Origin of the sequence: Hafnia alvei (assembly GCF_964063325.1) — a bacterium.
Lineage (GTDB): Bacteria > Pseudomonadota > Gammaproteobacteria > Enterobacterales > Enterobacteriaceae > Hafnia > Hafnia alvei_B.
In genome coordinates this window covers 1,351,279-1,366,729 of record NZ_OZ061315.1, presented here as the reverse complement: position 1 = coordinate 1,366,729, position 15,451 = coordinate 1,351,279, and the positions used below count along the sequence as shown (strand labels likewise).

Annotated in this window: 15 protein-coding genes and 4 tRNA genes; all 19 read right to left on the bottom strand. The window is 49.1% G+C overall.

The genetic code is table 11. The annotated features are described in order from the left end of the window. Nucleotides 1-91: 91 nt before the first annotated feature. The 19 genes from nadA to odhB all read right to left on the bottom strand — a co-directional run bounded on the left by nadA (nt 92) and on the right by odhB (nt 15,420). Nucleotides 92-1,159, bottom strand: coding sequence for a quinolinate synthase NadA (gene nadA, locus AB3Y96_RS06495; RefSeq protein ID WP_367298762.1), 1,068 nt, complete (start codon nt 1,157-1,159; stop codon nt 92-94). 323 nt (nt 1,160-1,482) lie between these two features. Continuing rightward, nucleotides 1,483-1,558, bottom strand: a tRNA-Lys gene (locus AB3Y96_RS06490). Between the two features lie 28 nt (nt 1,559-1,586). Next, a tRNA-Lys gene (locus AB3Y96_RS06485) sits at nt 1,587-1,662 on the bottom strand. A gap of 56 nt (nt 1,663-1,718) precedes the next feature. After that, a tRNA-Lys gene (locus tag AB3Y96_RS06480) sits at nt 1,719-1,794 on the bottom strand. Between the two features lie 45 nt (nt 1,795-1,839). Next, a tRNA-Lys gene (locus AB3Y96_RS06475) sits at nt 1,840-1,915 on the bottom strand. Nucleotides 1,916-2,095: 180 nt separating this feature from the next. Then, nucleotides 2,096-2,905, bottom strand: coding sequence for a cell division protein CpoB (cpoB, locus tag AB3Y96_RS06470; RefSeq protein ID WP_072308435.1), 810 nt, complete (start codon nt 2,903-2,905; stop codon nt 2,096-2,098). Between the two features lie 22 nt (nt 2,906-2,927). After that, complete coding sequence (gene pal / locus AB3Y96_RS06465) at nt 2,928-3,443, bottom strand: peptidoglycan-associated lipoprotein Pal (RefSeq protein WP_025800719.1); 516 nt, start codon at nt 3,441-3,443, stop codon at nt 2,928-2,930. 48 nt (nt 3,444-3,491) lie between these two features. Further along, on the bottom strand, nt 3,492-4,784 hold the full coding sequence (gene tolB / locus AB3Y96_RS06460; RefSeq protein ID WP_367300282.1) for a Tol-Pal system beta propeller repeat protein TolB: 1,293 nt from the start codon (nt 4,782-4,784) through the stop codon (nt 3,492-3,494). A gap of 182 nt (nt 4,785-4,966) precedes the next feature. Next, nucleotides 4,967-6,205 (bottom strand): cell envelope integrity protein TolA, encoded by a 1,239-nt coding sequence (gene tolA / locus AB3Y96_RS06455; protein WP_168780209.1) that lies wholly within the window; start codon nt 6,203-6,205, stop codon nt 4,967-4,969. 171 nt (nt 6,206-6,376) lie between these two features. Next, on the bottom strand, nt 6,377-6,799 hold the full coding sequence (gene tolR, locus AB3Y96_RS06450; protein WP_004096609.1) for a colicin uptake protein TolR: 423 nt from the start codon (nt 6,797-6,799) through the stop codon (nt 6,377-6,379). A 13-nt stretch (nt 6,800-6,812) separates the two neighbouring features. Next, entirely contained in the window at nt 6,813-7,496 is a 684-nt protein-coding gene (gene tolQ, locus AB3Y96_RS06445; RefSeq protein WP_004096608.1) for a Tol-Pal system protein TolQ, read from the bottom strand. Next, nucleotides 7,493-7,897, bottom strand: coding sequence for a tol-pal system-associated acyl-CoA thioesterase (ybgC, locus tag AB3Y96_RS06440; RefSeq protein ID WP_122974894.1), 405 nt, complete (start codon nt 7,895-7,897; stop codon nt 7,493-7,495). Before ybgC ends, tolQ begins: the two co-directional genes overlap by 4 nt. Nucleotides 7,898-8,043: 146 nt before the next feature. Then, the gene (gene ybgE / locus AB3Y96_RS06435) at nt 8,044-8,337 is read right to left on the bottom strand and encodes a cyd operon protein YbgE (protein ID WP_025800715.1); all 294 of its coding nucleotides are present in this window, start codon (nt 8,335-8,337) and stop codon (nt 8,044-8,046) included. Then, nucleotides 8,337-8,450, bottom strand: coding sequence for a cytochrome bd-I oxidase subunit CydX (gene cydX / locus AB3Y96_RS06430; protein WP_020303871.1), 114 nt, complete (start codon nt 8,448-8,450; stop codon nt 8,337-8,339). Before cydX ends, ybgE begins: the two co-directional genes overlap by 1 nt. Before the next feature lie 12 nt (nt 8,451-8,462). Next, nucleotides 8,463-9,602 carry a cytochrome d ubiquinol oxidase subunit II gene (gene cydB / locus AB3Y96_RS06425; protein ID WP_040045729.1) on the bottom strand — a complete coding sequence of 380 codons (1,140 nt, stop codon included), beginning with the start codon at nt 9,600-9,602 and terminating at the stop codon, nt 8,463-8,465. A 14-nt stretch (nt 9,603-9,616) separates the two neighbouring features. Beyond that, on the bottom strand, nt 9,617-11,179 hold the full coding sequence (gene cydA, locus AB3Y96_RS06420) for a cytochrome ubiquinol oxidase subunit I (RefSeq protein ID WP_072308432.1): 1,563 nt from the start codon (nt 11,177-11,179) through the stop codon (nt 9,617-9,619). A gap of 859 nt (nt 11,180-12,038) precedes the next feature. Beyond that, nucleotides 12,039-12,908: a succinate--CoA ligase subunit alpha gene (gene sucD / locus AB3Y96_RS06415; RefSeq protein ID WP_040045727.1), complete on the bottom strand. Its 870-nt coding sequence runs from the start codon at nt 12,906-12,908 to the stop codon at nt 12,039-12,041. Continuing rightward, nucleotides 12,908-14,074 (bottom strand): ADP-forming succinate--CoA ligase subunit beta, encoded by a 1,167-nt coding sequence (sucC, locus tag AB3Y96_RS06410; protein ID WP_025800711.1) that lies wholly within the window; start codon nt 14,072-14,074, stop codon nt 12,908-12,910. The genes sucD and sucC overlap by 1 nt, the downstream gene beginning before the upstream one ends. Before the next feature lie 131 nt (nt 14,075-14,205). Further along, on the bottom strand, nt 14,206-15,420 hold the full coding sequence (gene odhB / locus AB3Y96_RS06405) for a 2-oxoglutarate dehydrogenase complex dihydrolipoyllysine-residue succinyltransferase (protein WP_072308429.1): 1,215 nt from the start codon (nt 15,418-15,420) through the stop codon (nt 14,206-14,208). Nucleotides 15,421-15,451 lie beyond the last annotated feature (31 nt).

Below are 15,451 nucleotides of genomic sequence, written 5' to 3'. Positions count from 1 at the left end.
TAAATAAAAATTCATAAAAAAGCCTGAGACACAGTGCTCAGGCCATAGTTAATACTCACATTTTGCAGCTGTGGTTTAGGTACAACGTCGCCTAGGCATTACCTTTCACTTTGAGCTTAAGATCGCTGGCAAACTGTAACATGCGATCCAAAGGCATCAGAGCGCGCTCACGCAACGCGGCATCAACATTGATTTCATGCATGCTCCCGCCCTGTTCTAACCCCGTAGCAATCGCCTGAAGGCCATTCATCGCCATCCATGGGCAGTGGGCACACGTCCGACAGGTTGCGCCTTCACCTGCAGTTGGTGCTTCTAACAAAATTTTATCTGGGCACGCCTGCTGCATTTTGTAAAAAATTCCGCGGTCCGTCGCCACTATCATCTGTGGGTTAGGCAGCCGCTGAGCAGCTTGAATCAGTTGACTGGTCGAACCGACTGCATCAGCCATGTCGACGATACTCTGAGGTGATTCAGGGTGAACCAGAATGGCAGCATCAGGATAAAGCAGCTTCATTTGCTCTAATGCTTGGGTTTTAAACTCATCATGAACAATGCAAGCCCCCTGCCAACACAGAACATCCGCGCCGGTTTGGCGTTGAACATAGCGTCCTAAATGGCGATCGGGAGCCCAGATAATTTTTTCGCCCAAGCTATCCAGATATTCGATCAGCTCTACCGCAATACTGGACGTGACAACCCAATCGGCCCTCGCTTTCACTGCCGCTGACGTATTGGCATAAACCACCACGGTTCGATCAGGGTGCGCATCGCAGAATGCACTAAACTCATCAACTGGGCAGCCAAGATCGAGCGAGCATTCCGCCTGAAGCGTAGGCATTAATACCTGCTTTTCAGGGCTGAGGATCTTTGCAGTCTCCCCCATAAAGCGAACACCGGCGACAAGCAAAGTTGTAGCAGGATGATCACGACCAAAGCGCGCCATCTCTAACGAATCGGATACGCAGCCACCGGTCTCTTCTGCCAGCGCCTGTATTTCAGGGTCAGTGTAATAATGTGCGACTAGAACCGCATTACGTTGCTTAAGCAGCGTTTTGATTTTCTCGCGGTAGAAGCGTTTTTCATCTGGAACCAGCGGTGTTGGCTTGGGTGGAAAAGGGTATACCGCAGCATTTGGGTCAAACATCGCGCTATAGCTCATCTTGGAGGATTGATTGTTTGGCGAGTATACAACAAATGATTAACACAGGTGAGTGCTAATTAAGCTTTTTGTTTTGTATACTAAACATAGTTAGTCGAGATAGGCCAAATTGAAGCTAAAAATAATAAGTTAGTGTGAGATTGTTTAGTATTGGTGAGAAATGGCACTAAAGTGATATTCGGTCGGGATTACTCGGCTACGCCTCGCCCTTCGGGTCGTCGCAAGCGTTGTTCAAAATTGTTCCCGACAATTTTGTCACCCACACGACAAGTGCATTCTATGTGTATTTAGATTGTTTGAAACGATGGAGATACTAAAAGAAATGGTGGGTCGTGCGGGATTCGAACCTGCGACCAATTGATTAAAAGTCAACTGCTCTACCAACTGAGCTAACGACCCGCTGTAGCGGAGTGTAACTCTCTTCGAATGGTGGGTCGTGCGGGATTCGAACCTGCGACCAATTGATTAAAAGTCAACTGCTCTACCAACTGAGCTAACGACCCATTCGAGAGTGCTACTTCAGTAGAAAACCGTTTGATGCTCAAACATAATAAATAAATGGTGGGTCGTGCGGGATTCGAACCTGCGACCAATTGATTAAAAGTCAACTGCTCTACCAACTGAGCTAACGACCCATTTATTTATCTGGCTTGCTACTTTAAAACAAAATCATTTTTGAATGGTGGGTCGTGCGGGATTCGAACCTGCGACCAATTGATTAAAAGTCAACTGCTCTACCAACTGAGCTAACGACCCATTTCAAAAATTGTTGCCTGAATCACTCTGTTTCAGTTTGTCTGGGCAACGGCGGCATATATTACCCATTTATCAGGACAGCGCAACCAAAAATTTTAATAATCAGTTCAATTGATTGCACTTCGTACGTTCAGGCCCATAAATTAAACAAATCGTCTACTTCTGAGCCTGAAAATACGCTTATGATGCAGCAATACGTTTTTGAGCCTGCTTCGCAGCATCGCTCGTTGGGTACTGCTTAATGACCTGCTGATAGACGGCTTTGGCTTTATCGGCCTGCCCTTTCTCCTGCATGATCACCCCAACCTTGTACATCGCGTCAGGCGCTTTCGGGGATTTAGGGTAATTTTTAACAACTACGGCAAAATAATACGCCGAGTCATCTTTTTTACCTTTGTTGTAAAACAGCTGCCCCAGCCAATAATTTGCATTTGGCTGATAGGTCGAATCTGGATATTGCTTAACAAAGCTTTGGAAGGCCGTAATTGCCTGATCGTTCTGCTTTTTCACCAATACCAAATCTACCGCACGGTTGTAATCCGTGTTGGCATCACCACTGCTGGCTGGCGCTGCGTCCGCCGCAGGGGCTGCAGTTGCCGCTGTGCTAGAAGCGTCAGAGCCCGTAGAGGCTGAAGCGGCCGAATCTGCGGCTGCGGCACCTGTATTGGCACTACTATTAGCACTACCTTGGCTATCTAACTGCAAGAGGATCTGTTTTTGACGTTCAACAACCTGATTCAGCTGATACTGACTTTCTTGAATTTGACCACGAAGAGAGTCGATGTCGCGCTGGTTATCGGAGAGTTGCTGCTGAAGCTGAGAAAATAGTTGACCCTGAGCATTGGTAATACGCTCAAGTGAAGTGACTCGGTCTTCAACCGAGCCGGAGCCGACGCTACTGATTGGGGCTTGGGCAATAGCGGCCCAAGGGGCCGCTATTCCAACCAGTAACGACAGACTCAACAAGTGAAGTCTGAAGTTACTGCTCATGCGATACTCGTCTTACTAACTATTAGTAAACCAGTACGGCACGACGGTTTTTAGCATAGGCTGCTTCGTCGTGGCCCAGTACTGCTGGTTTTTCTTTACCGTAAGAAACGATAGAGATCTGATCAGCGCCTACGCCTTTACCTTGCAGGTACATCTTAACTGCGTTAGCACGACGTTCGCCCAGGGCGATGTTGTACTCAGGAGTACCGCGCTCATCCGCATGACCTTCTACGGTCACTTTGTAAGATGGGTTGTTACGCAGGAAAGCAGCATGCGCATCCAGCATCTGAGCGTAGTCAGAGCTCACATCGTACTTGTCCAGACCGAAGTAAACGATGTTGTTTTTCTGGAGTTCTTGCATCTGCAGACGAGCCTGTTCTTCAGAAGACAGGTTGCTGCTGCCGTTTTCCATACCGTTACCAGCGCCAGCACCCATTGCTGATTGATCGTCGTTCGCATTTTTATGTGAACTACAAGCAGCTACAGCCATGATAGGCAGTGCCAACATCAGCCCCTTCAGAACTTTGTTCAGTTGCATCTCTTTGATCCTTTTATAATTTGCTATACATATCTTTTTATACATGCATCACAGATACGGCGACCAGGCAGGGAATTTCACCTGTCCATCGGTTGCCGGAAGACGCGCTTTGAAACGCCCGTCGGTCGAGACTAGCTGCAACACGGAACCCAGTCCTTGAGTAGAACTATAGATAACCATGGTACCATTTGGCGCGATACTCGGCGTTTCGTCTAGGAACGTGCTGGTCAAAACTTGATTCGCATTCGATCCGAGATCCAGTTTAGTGATGTGCTGTGAACCGCCGTTTGTGCCAACCATGACAAGGAACTTGCCGTCAGAACTTACGTCGCCATCCTGATTCTGAGAGCCTTCCCAGGTCAGACGTTCAGGCGCACCACCATTAATGTTCACTTTATAGATTTGTGGACGTCCACCTTGGTCAGATGTAAATGCCAAAGTTTGACTATCCGGGAACCATGAAGGCTCCGTATTGTTGCTACGGCCATCAGTGACCTGACGAATTGAGCCAGAGCCCAAATCCATAACATACAGGTTCAAGCTACCTGTTTTAGACAGCGCGAACGCCAACTTGCTACCATCTGGAGAGAACGATGGCGCACCGTTGTGACGTGGGAATGACGCTACCTGACGGATTGCACCGTTAGACAGAGTCTGAATCACCAGCGCTGATTTGCCGCTTTCGAAAGTCACGTAAGCCAGCTTGCTACCGTCTGGAGACCAAGCCGGAGACATCAATGGCTGTGGTGAACGGTGAACAACAAACTGATTATAGCCATCGTAGTCAGCAACGCGCAGTTCATAAGGGAACTGGCCGCCGTTAGTCTGCACAACGTAAGCAATACGGGTGCGGAATGCGCCTTTAATACCGGTCAGCTTTTCAAACACTTCATCGCTGCTGGTATGTGCCGCATAGCGTAACCACTGCTTGGTCACTTTGTACTGATTCTGAGACAGAACGCTGCCAGGGTTACCAGAGGTATCAACCATCTGATAAGAAACCATATAGCCGCCATCTGCGCTTGGCTGAACTTGACCCACTACGACCGCATCAATACCCAATGCCGTCCACGCTGCCGGAGTCACTTCAGCAACCGTAGTTGGCTGCTGTGGCATACGGTTGGTATCAATCGGGTTGAATTTACCGCTGTTGCGTAAGTCAGCCGCGACAATTCCACCGATATCTTCAGGAGCAGAACCCGGCCCCATCCATTTGAAAGGCACTACACCGATCGGACGAGCGGTATCAACACCTTGAGTAATCACTATTCGGACTTCCGCGTGGAGCACACTGGCCCACAGGATTAATAGCCCCATCGCTACACGAAACGCCTGCTTCATCATATCTCCCTTATCTGACCCCGATGGCCACGATAATTTAGCAGAATTTTAACAAACCAACGCACACAAAACTACATATTGCCCAGTGTAACCATCATATAATTCCGAAACTTTACGTTCACTATATGTTGCTTTACTTTGGCTTTATCTAATGCACTGTTATTCAAACAAAATTAGTCAAATCAATTCGGTTTAAAATCAACGGGCGCATTTTTAAATATCTGGTAAATGGCGTCACTTGGCGGCTTAGGATATTTCGCCATTCTCGCTGCTGCAACCGCCGCCTGACAAAGCGCAGGATCGCCACCTTCAGAAGTCACGCTTAACAACATGCCATCCGACGCGAGCTTAATACGCAGGTTACATACTTTGCCGCTAAAGCTCGGATCCGTATGGAACTTACTTTCAATTGCCGCTTGAATCTGTCCAGCGTAGTTACTGATATCCGCGCCAGAAGCTCCACTCGTTTTGCTATTACCTTTTCCTGCCGCACCAGCTTTACCGGAAGTCCCCGCAGCACCCGCGGCTCCCCCCCCTTTCGGCGCGTTTTTGCCATCAGCAAGGCCATCAAACAGATCGTCAACGCCTTCTGCTGATTTCGCAGCAGCGGCGGCATCGGCCTTTTTCTTGGCATCTGCGGCTTTTTTCGCAGCGGCTGCAGCTTTAGCTTCAGTATCTGCTTTCGCCTTAGCATCCGCGGCGGCTTGTTTTTTCGCTTCAGCTGCGGCTTCTTTCTTAGCGTCTTCAGCCGCCTTCTTCGCCTCATCAGCAGCCTGTTTTTTGGCTTCTTCAGCGGCTTTCTTAGCATCAGCTGCAGCTTGTTTTTTCGCTTCAGCTTCGGCCTGTTTCTTCGCCTCTGCTGCCGCTTTCTTCACTTCTTCTTCCGCTTGTTTCTTCGCAGCGGCAGCAGCAACAGCCGCCTCTTTGGCAACTTCCTGCTTCGCTTTAGCTGCTGCTAGAGCAGCCTCTTTCTTAGCGTCTTCAGCTGCCTTTTTCACTTCTTCCGCAGCCTGCTTTTTAGCTTCTTCAGCCGCCTGTTTGGCGTCTTCTGCAGCTTGTTTAGCATCTTCCTGCGCCTGAATTCTCTCTTTTTCCAGCGCTTTTAGACGCTGCTGTTCCTCAGCCTGTTTTTGTTGTAGTTCTTCAGCCTGCTTTTCGGCTTGTTTTTTACGCTGCTGTTCCGCGCGACGCGCATCACTTTGCTGCTGTTGCTGGCGATCATTATACTGTTGAACCATTGCACCGGAATCAACCATGACTGCGTCAATGGCAGAACCGCCGCCACCGCCGCCGCCAGCACTTATCGTTGAATCCTGCATCATTGAGCCCCAGACTAATAACGCTATCAGGACAATATGCAAAATGATTGAAACGATGACAGAGCGATTTAGCTTATCGTTTTTCTCAGATGCCTTTACCACGATTCAGTTTCCAAGAGCCAGTATCCCGGAGCCGGTTTCCAAAAGCTCAGTTAAACAAATTAAGTGCCAAATATCCTCTGCGCAAAATGCAACACGCAGCCTATAAACAGGCTGCATGCTAGCGCTTTAGTACAGGAATTCCAACACGGATTTCACGCTTTTTTACCGCAATCAGATCGGCTGCGTCATTAAGCCTACAGAGGCTACACCTGCCTGATGCAAAAGATTCAGCGCCTTAATGATTTCGTCATAAGGTACATCTTTAGCACCACCGATCAAAAATACGGTTTTTGGATTAGCTTTAAGCTGAGATTGCGCTTCCGCAACAACCTGCTCCGCTGGCAGCTGTTCCATACGATTATGATCAACCACAACCGCATATTGGCCGATGCCAGACACTTCAACGATAACCGGTGGATTGTCGTTGGTGCTTACCGTTTTTGAATCCGTTGCGTCGGGTAAATCAACCTCAACGCTCTGGGTGATAATCGGCGCTGTCGCCATAAAAATCAGTACCAGAACTAATAACACGTCCAGTAATGGAACGATGTTAATTTCAGATTTGAGCTCGCGACGGCCACTTGATCTCGCCATGCTAACCTCCTACTTATTTAGATTCGGTAGCAAAAGCCTGACGGTGCAGAATGGCAATGAACTCTTCCATAAAATTGGTGTAATTCTGTTCAAGCTTATTCACACGCTGATTCAGACGGTTGTAGGCCATAACCGCTGGGATTGCAGCAAACAGACCGATCGCCGTTGCGATCAATGCTTCTGCAATACCTGGAGCAACCATTTGCAGGGTTGCCTGTTTAACAGCACCCAAACCGATAAAGGCATGCATAATCCCCCAAACGGTACCGAACAGGCCGATATACGGGCTGATTGAACCGACGGTACCCAAGAATGGGATATGCGTTTCCAAACCTTCAACTTCGCGATTTAATGAAATGCGCATCGCACGCGTTGCGCCTTCAATCACGCCGTCCGCAGCGTGGCTGTTTACACGGTGTAAACGAGCAAATTCTTTAAAACCAGAATGGAAGATTTGCTCTGAGCCAGTCAGGCTATCACGGCGAGTTTGGCTTTCCTGATACAGACGAGATAACTCAATTCCCGACCAGAATTTATCTTCGAAGGCTTCAGCATCACGCGTGGCCGCATTCAGGATGCGGGTACGCTGAATGATGATGGCCCAAGAGGCGATAGAGAAGCACACCAAAACCAGCATGATAAGCTTTACCAGCAGGCTCGCCTTCAAAAATAAATCGAACATGTTCATGTCAGTCACTGCTTAAACTCCGCGACAATAGACTTGGGAAGCGCAATAGGCTTCATTTGGTTTTGATCGATGCATGCAACCAACACATCAGCTTGGCTTAAAATTTTGCCTTGCGAATTGATGATACGTTGGGCAAACGTGAGAGAAGCCCCTCGTATGGCGGTAATCTCAGTCTCTACCTCCAGCATGTCATCCAGACGTGCAGGCGACAGATACTCTACCGTCATGCGACGGACAGCAAAAGCGACATGCTCACTCAGCAATTGTTGCTGACTGAAATTATGTTGGCGCAGCATCTCTGTGCGCGCTCTTTCATAAAAAGCGACGTATCGTGCGTGATAAACCACGCCCCCGGCGTCCGTGTCTTCGTAATATACACGTACCGGCCATCGGAACATCATAATACTCACTCTACATCTCAGAAATGCAAATTAACGCGGTTACTATACTCACTTGAAAACGGGTTGGGAATGGGGGAGGTAGATGAGAACGAAAATAATTATGGATCAATCATGGACCCATAATTATTTTGAAGAATTACTAACCGTTCTTGACGTTAACTGAAGAAGTGTAACAAACCGGCCAGTAGAATAATCACCGCAGGCAATGGAGAAAATACGGCTTTCCACAGGCTGCGGTAAGGACGAAAACCTACGCCATGTATCACACCAGCGCAAACCGCCCACATAATTAATAGCCCTTGCCAAATCTCAAGCTCACTGGTTTTTGCGGCAAAGCGCGACGGGTCCCAAAAAACACAAAACGCCACCACTAATGCCAGAACCAGTGAAAGGGCCCGTAATGGGCCCTTGTCCATGATCTGATAGAGCTTATCAGATAAGTTAGCCATTACTCGGCGTCTTTCGCCGTTGCCTTGGCTTCGCTGTTTTCAATCGCCATCGCAGTGATGATAGCGAAGAAACAAGCCAGAAGCGTTCCTAAAATCCAGGCAAAATACCACATGGTTATCGCTCCTTAATAAAGTGAGTGCGTGTTTTCTTCGATATATTTTTTGTCCAAGCGGCCAAACATTTTGTAGTAACACCAGATGGTGTACAGCAGCACAATTGGAACAAAAATAATCGCAACCACGGTCATCACTTGCAGAGTCAGCAAGCTAGACGTCGCATCCCACATGGTCAGACTCATGCTTGGGTTGGTGATAGAAGGCATCACGAACGGGAACATGGTCACACCGGCGGTCAGGATCACACAGGCGATGGTCAGAGAGGAGAACAGGAACGCCCAGCCACCTTTCTCAACGCGTGAGCACAATGTTGTCAGCAACGGCAGTACCACACCCAGCGCAGGCAGAGCCCACAGGATTGGATACTTGTTGAAGTTCAACAGCCATGCACCGGCCTGATGAGCCACTTCTTTACGCAGCGGGTTAGACTGTGCCGCAGTATCGATAGCAGAAGTAATTACATAGCCATCAATGCCTTTCACCAGCCAAACGCCTGCCAGCAAGAACGCTACAGCCATGACCAGAGAACAAATCTGCGCCGCAGTACGAGAGCGCAAGTGCACTTCGCCCGTGGTTTTCATTTGCAGATAGGTCGCGCCCTGAGCCAGCAACATCGTCAAGCTAACCACCCCCGCCAACAGACCAAACGGATTCAGCAGTTGGAAGAAGTTACCCGTGTAGTAAAGACGCAGGTATTCATCGATATGGAACGGAACACCCAACAGTAGGTTACCGAATGCCACGCCGAAAACTAATGCAGGCACGAAGCTACCAATAAAGATGCCCCAGTCCCACATGTTACGCCAGCGTGTACTTTCGATTTTAGAGCGGTAATCAAAGCCAACCGGACGGAAGAACAATGAAGCCAGCACTAAAATCATCGCAACATAGAAGCCGGAGAATGCAGCCGCGTAAACCATTGGCCATGCAGCAAACAGCGCACCACCCGCGGTAACCAGCCAAACTTGGTTACCTTCCCAGTGAGGGGCAACCGCGTTAATCATAATACGGCGTTCGGTATCGGTCTTACCGATGATACGGGAGAGCACACCTACCCCCATATCAAAACCATCGGTGACTGCGAATCCAATCAGCAGCACACCAACGAGCAGCCACCAGACAAACCGCAATACTTCATAATCAAACATAGCGTGGACTCCTGTTAGCGCGCTTCTACTGCATTCGGCTGTTCAAAATGATAACGACCGCTCTTCAGGCTGCTTGGCCCCAGGCGAGCAAATTTGAACATCAAATACATTTCTGCGACTAAGAACAGCGTGTACAGACCGCAGATCAGAATAATGGAGAACAGCAGATCGCCCGTTGTCAGAGAAGAGTTCGCCACCGCGGTCGGCAATACTTCACCGATAGCCCATGGTTGACGACCATACTCAGCAACAAACCAGCCCGCTTCACAGGCAATCCAAGGTAAAGGAATACCCAGCAATGCCGCACGGTGCAGCCAGCGTTTTTTACCCACGTTACCGCGAACAACGCTCCAGAAGGACAGCGCAATGATCAGCAACAGCGCAAAGCCACATGCCACCATGATGCGGAAGGCAAAGTACAGCGGAGCAACTTTAGGGATTGAGTCCTTGGTTGCGGCCTGAATCTGCTCTTCGCTCGCCTGAGATGGGTTCTCGGTATAACGCTTCAGCAGCATACCGTAGCCCAAGTCCTGCTTGGTTTTGTTGAAGGCATCACGCACGGTAGGATCGGTGTTACCGGTACGCAGTTCCTGCAGCAACTCATAAGCTTTCATACCATTACGGATACGAACCTGATGCTGAGCCATCAGCTCTTTCAGGCCGGTCACCTGCTGATCAAGCGAACGTGTCGCGATCAGGCCCAGTGCGTAAGGGATATGAATCGCATATTCGTTGGTCATGGTTTCCTGATTAGGGATACCAAACAGAGTAAACGATGCTGGAGCCGGTTGGGTTTCCCACTCTGCTTCAATCGCTGCCAGTTTGGTTTTCTGTACGTCACCCATCTCGTAACCGGATTCATCACCCAGAACGATAACAGACAGAGACGCAGCCAGACCAAACGCCGCGGCGATAGCAAATGAACGCTTAGCAAAGGCGAAATCACGGCCTTTCAGCAAGTAGTAGGAACTGATGCCCAGAACGAACATGGCGCCGGTCACGTAGCCCGCAGAAACGGTGTGAACGAATTTCACCTGAGCAACTGGGTTTAATACCAGCTCAGAGAAGCTCACCATTTCCATACGCATGGTTTCAAAGTTGAAATCCGACGCGATTGGGTTCTGCATCCAGCCGTTAGCCACCAGAATCCACAGCGCAGACAGGTTGGAACCTAACGCAACTAACCAAGTGGCTGCTAAGTGCTGCACTTTGCCCAGACGATCCCAGCCAAAGAAGAACAGACCAACAAAGGTAGATTCAAGGAAGAACGCCATCAACCCTTCAATGGCCAGCGGCGCACCAAAGATGTCTCCAACGTAATGGGAATAGTATGACCAGTTAGTCCCGAACTGGAATTCCATGGTTAAACCCGTGGCAACCCCAAGCGCAAAGTTGATACCAAACAACTTGCCCCAGAACTTAGTCATATCTTTATAAACTTGTTTACCCGTAAGAACGTATACCGTTTCCATGATGGCCAACAAGAACGCCATACCCAGCGTTAGTGGCACAAACAGGAAGTGGTACATCGCCGTTAAGGCAAACTGTAACCGTGACAGTTCGACAATATCCAACATCTTGACTCCTTGCTCCTCGCAGGAAGACTCCGACTTGCGGCAACACGGCTCCCGTTCGAGTACGGAAGTCACATAACTACCAGCAGTGAATGCCCTTCAACAACAAATTGGAACCTCCCCCAATTCTCGGCAGCCTACGCTTTCCAAATCTTAGCAACGGATGTTGAGGTAAAAACCTCTCCATCAGCATAGTTCAGAAAACGTTTGAAACGAAAAACCGAAGGAAGATAACAAATATAACAATAAAAACGACTCAGTATTACAGACGAGTAAATAGTACCCCGCCATTCCCACACAATAAATAGGTATTTTCATGTTAGGAATTAGATTTGTGTATTTAGGTCACGTTTTAGGCAAATGATTATAATTACCTAAAATTGATCTGCGACAAGATTAGCAAAACACACTGTTTAAGGCACTATTTCTGGCATTTTTTTATAGGAATTTCATTGATCTATGTTAAGCAAAAGTATCATAAACGTATTCATGGTTACTTATTGTTAATTGATTGTTATTTATTCGATGCGCTGTTTCTTTTGCGTGATTTTTTATTTTCATTGCACGCCATTTTCAATAACAGAGTAATAAAGCAACGTGACAAATCGTCAGTAAGCAAAGCAGAAACGTTACGCAAACAGGTGAGAAGTTAATGGCGAGAGAAGAGATAACGTAGAGTTTAGGTAGCATAAAATATCGCCACTTTGCTCTCTGTGATAAAGGCATTACCGCAGCCATTTAGCCACGATACAGAATGCCGTAGATCTGAGTATAAAAAAGGGCCACCGAAGTGGCCCAACATGTCGAAACTTTTCTGTTTCTTTCAATAAAACAGCGTTCAAACGCAACGTTTGAACAAGACTTAACGCAATACTGTTTTCACGGCGTTGCCAATTTCGGCCAAGCTGCGAACGGTTTTCACCCCTGCCGCTTCCAACGCTGCAAATTTTTCGTCCGCAGTGCCTTTGCCACCGGCAATAATGGCGCCCGCGTGACCCATACGCTTGCCTTTAGGCGCAGTAACGCCCGCGATGTAGCCCACAACAGGCTTAGTCACATGCTCTTTAATGTATGCAGCAGCATCTTCTTCAGCGTTACCGCCGATTTCACCAATCATCACAATAACTTCAGTCTGCGGATCTTCCTGGAACAGTTTCAGGATATCAATGAAGTTAGAGCCAGGGATTGGATCGCCACCGATACCGACACAGCTAGACTGGCCAAAACCGATATCCGTCGTCTGCTTAACCGCTTCATAGGTCAAGGTACCAGAGCGAGATACGATGCCCACTTTACCCGGCAGATGGATGTGACCCGGCATAATACCGATCTTACATTCACCCGGAGTGATAACGCCTGGGCAGTTTGGACCGATCATGCGTGCTTCGCTCTGCTCCAGTTTCGCTTTCACCACCAGCATATCCAGAGTCGGAATGCCTTCAGTGATACAGATGATCAGCTTAATGCCTGCATCAATCGCTTCCAGAATGGAGTCTTTGCAGAAAGGCGCTGGTACATAAATGACTGACGCCGTTGCACCTGTCGTTTCAACCGCCTCGCGCACGGTATTAAATACCGGCAGACCCAGATGTTCGGTGCCACCTTTACCCGGCGTAACACCGCCAACTAATTTGGTACCGTAGGCTAAAGCCTGTTCAGAATGGAAGGTGCCCTGACTGCCGGTAAAACCTTGGCAGATCACTTTGGTATCTTTATTAATTAAAATGGACATTATTTCCCCTCCACGGCAGCAACAACCTGCTGCGCAGCATCCGTTAAGCTTTTCGCTGCAATAATATTCAGACCACTGTCAGCCAGTTTTTTCGCACCCAGCTCAGCGTTGTTACCTTCTAAACGCACCACAACCGGTACGTTAACGCCAACTTCAGCCACAGCACCGATAATCCCATCGGCGATCAGGTCACAGCGCACAATGCCGCCGAAGATATTGACCAGCACCGCTTTCACTTTCTCGTCGGAGAGAATAATTTTGAACGCTTCAGTCACGCGCTCTTTAGTAGCACCGCCGCCAACGTCTAAGAAGTTAGCAGGTTCGCCGCCGTGCAATTTAACGATGTCCATGGTGCCCATCGCCAAACCTGCACCGTTCACCATGCAACCGATGTTGCCGTCTAATGCAACGTAGTTCAGTTCCCACTGGGCAGCCTGAGATTCACGCGCATCTTCCTGAGAAGGATCGCGCATTTCACGCAGTTCAGCCTGGCGGAACAGCGCGTTGCCGTCTGCGCTCAGTTTGCCGTCTAAACAGATCAGATCGCCCTGCTTGGTGATAACCAGCGGGTTAATCTCAACCAAAGCCAGATCGCGCTCAAGGAACAGCGTCGCCAAGCCCATAAAGATTTTGGTGAATTGACCGACTTGTTTGCCCGTCAAACCCAGTTTAAATGCCAGCTCGCGGCCTTGATAAGGCTGTGGGCCAGTCAGTGGGTCCAGTGCGGTTTTATGGATCAAGTGTGGCGTTTCATCAGCCACTTTCTCAATTTCCACGCCACCTTCGGTGGATGCCATGAACACCACGCGACGTGTGCCACGATCGACAACTGCGCCCAGATACAGCTCTTTATCAATGTCCGTTGCCCCTTCCACCAAAATCTGGTGAACCGGCTGACCCAGCGCATCTGTTTGGTAAGTCACTAAACGCTTACCTAACCAGTTCTCAGCAAAAGCACGGATCTCTTCTTTAGATTTAACCAGCTTAACGCCGCCCGCTTTACCGCGACCACCAGCGTGAACCTGACATTTCACCACCCACGGGCCGGAACCGATTTTGGATGCTGCTTCTTCTGCTTCGCGAGGTGTGGTGCAGGCATAACCGACCGGTGCCGGTAGACCATACCGAGCAAACAGTTGTTTGGCCTGATATTCGTGTAAGTTCATGATGTTCTATCCATTTTGTCGCCGAGTCTGCTAGGCTATTGCGCTCATCACGCCTATCAGACTGGCTCTTATTTTAGGTAAGTGGCCTACCTAAGCAGGCCATTGCATAGCAACGCAGAATATTTTATCGCTTATACGTCCAGCAGCAGACGAGCCGGATCTTCCAGCATCTCTTTCACCGTAACCAAGAAGCCTACGGATTCGCGTCCATCGATCAGGCGATGATCGTAAGACAGAGCCAGATACATCATTGGCAGGATCACAACCTGACCATTCACCGCCATCGGACGATCTTTGATAGCGTGCATGCCCAGAATCGCGCTCTGCGGTGGGTTGATGATCGGGGTAGACATCAATGAACCGAATACGCCGCCGTTGGTAATGGTGAAGTTACCGCCGGTCAGTTCTTCAACTTTCAGTTTGCCATCACGACCTTTCACCGCGAGTTCTTTAATATTTTTCTCAATGTCAGCCATACCCAACGTATCAACGTTGCGCAACACTGGCGTTACCAAGCCGCGCGGCGTGGATACAGCAATGCTGACGTCGAAATAGTTGTGATACACCACATCTTCGCCATCAATAGAGGCGTTTACTTCTGGGTAGCGCTTCAGCGCTTCCAGCACCGCTTTGATATAGAAAGACATAAAGCCCAGACGCACACCGTGGCGTTTCTCAAACGCTTCGCCGTACTGCTTACGCATGTCCATGATTGGCTTCATGTTGACTTCGTTAAAGGTCGTCAACATCGCGGTGCTGTTTTTTGCTTCCAGCAAACGCTCAGCCACACGCTTACGCAGGCGAGTCATCGGAACACGTTTTTCAGTACGAGCGCCTAACGGAGCTGCGGCCGGTGCTTCTGGCTCAGCCGCTTTGGCTGCTTTTGGTGCTGAAGCTAAATGTTTATCAACGTCTTCACGGGTCAAACGGCCACCCACGCCGGTGCCTTTGATGTCAGCGGCATTCAAAGAATGCTCGGCTAACAGGCGACGAATGGCTGGGCCTTGTGCATCGCTGCTACCCTCTTCCAGATCCGCCGTATGACGTGAGGCCGGTGTTGATGCAGACGATTGCGCTTTGTCAGTGGTTGGTTTGCCGGATACATCAGCCGGACGCAAACGACCCAACAGCTGGCGAGAAAGTACGGTTGCACCCTCTTCTTCCAAAATGGCATCCATAATGCCGGCTTCCGGCGCTGGCACTTCCAGAACAACTTTGTCGGTTTCGATTTCAACGATCACTTCATCGCGGGCAACGGTATCGCCCGGTTTTTTGTGCCACGTTGCAACCGTAGCGTCGGCAACGGATTCAGGTAGGTCAGGGACCAGAATTTCTACGCTACTCATGCTATATCCTTTTTTATAACCAATTTTTTTG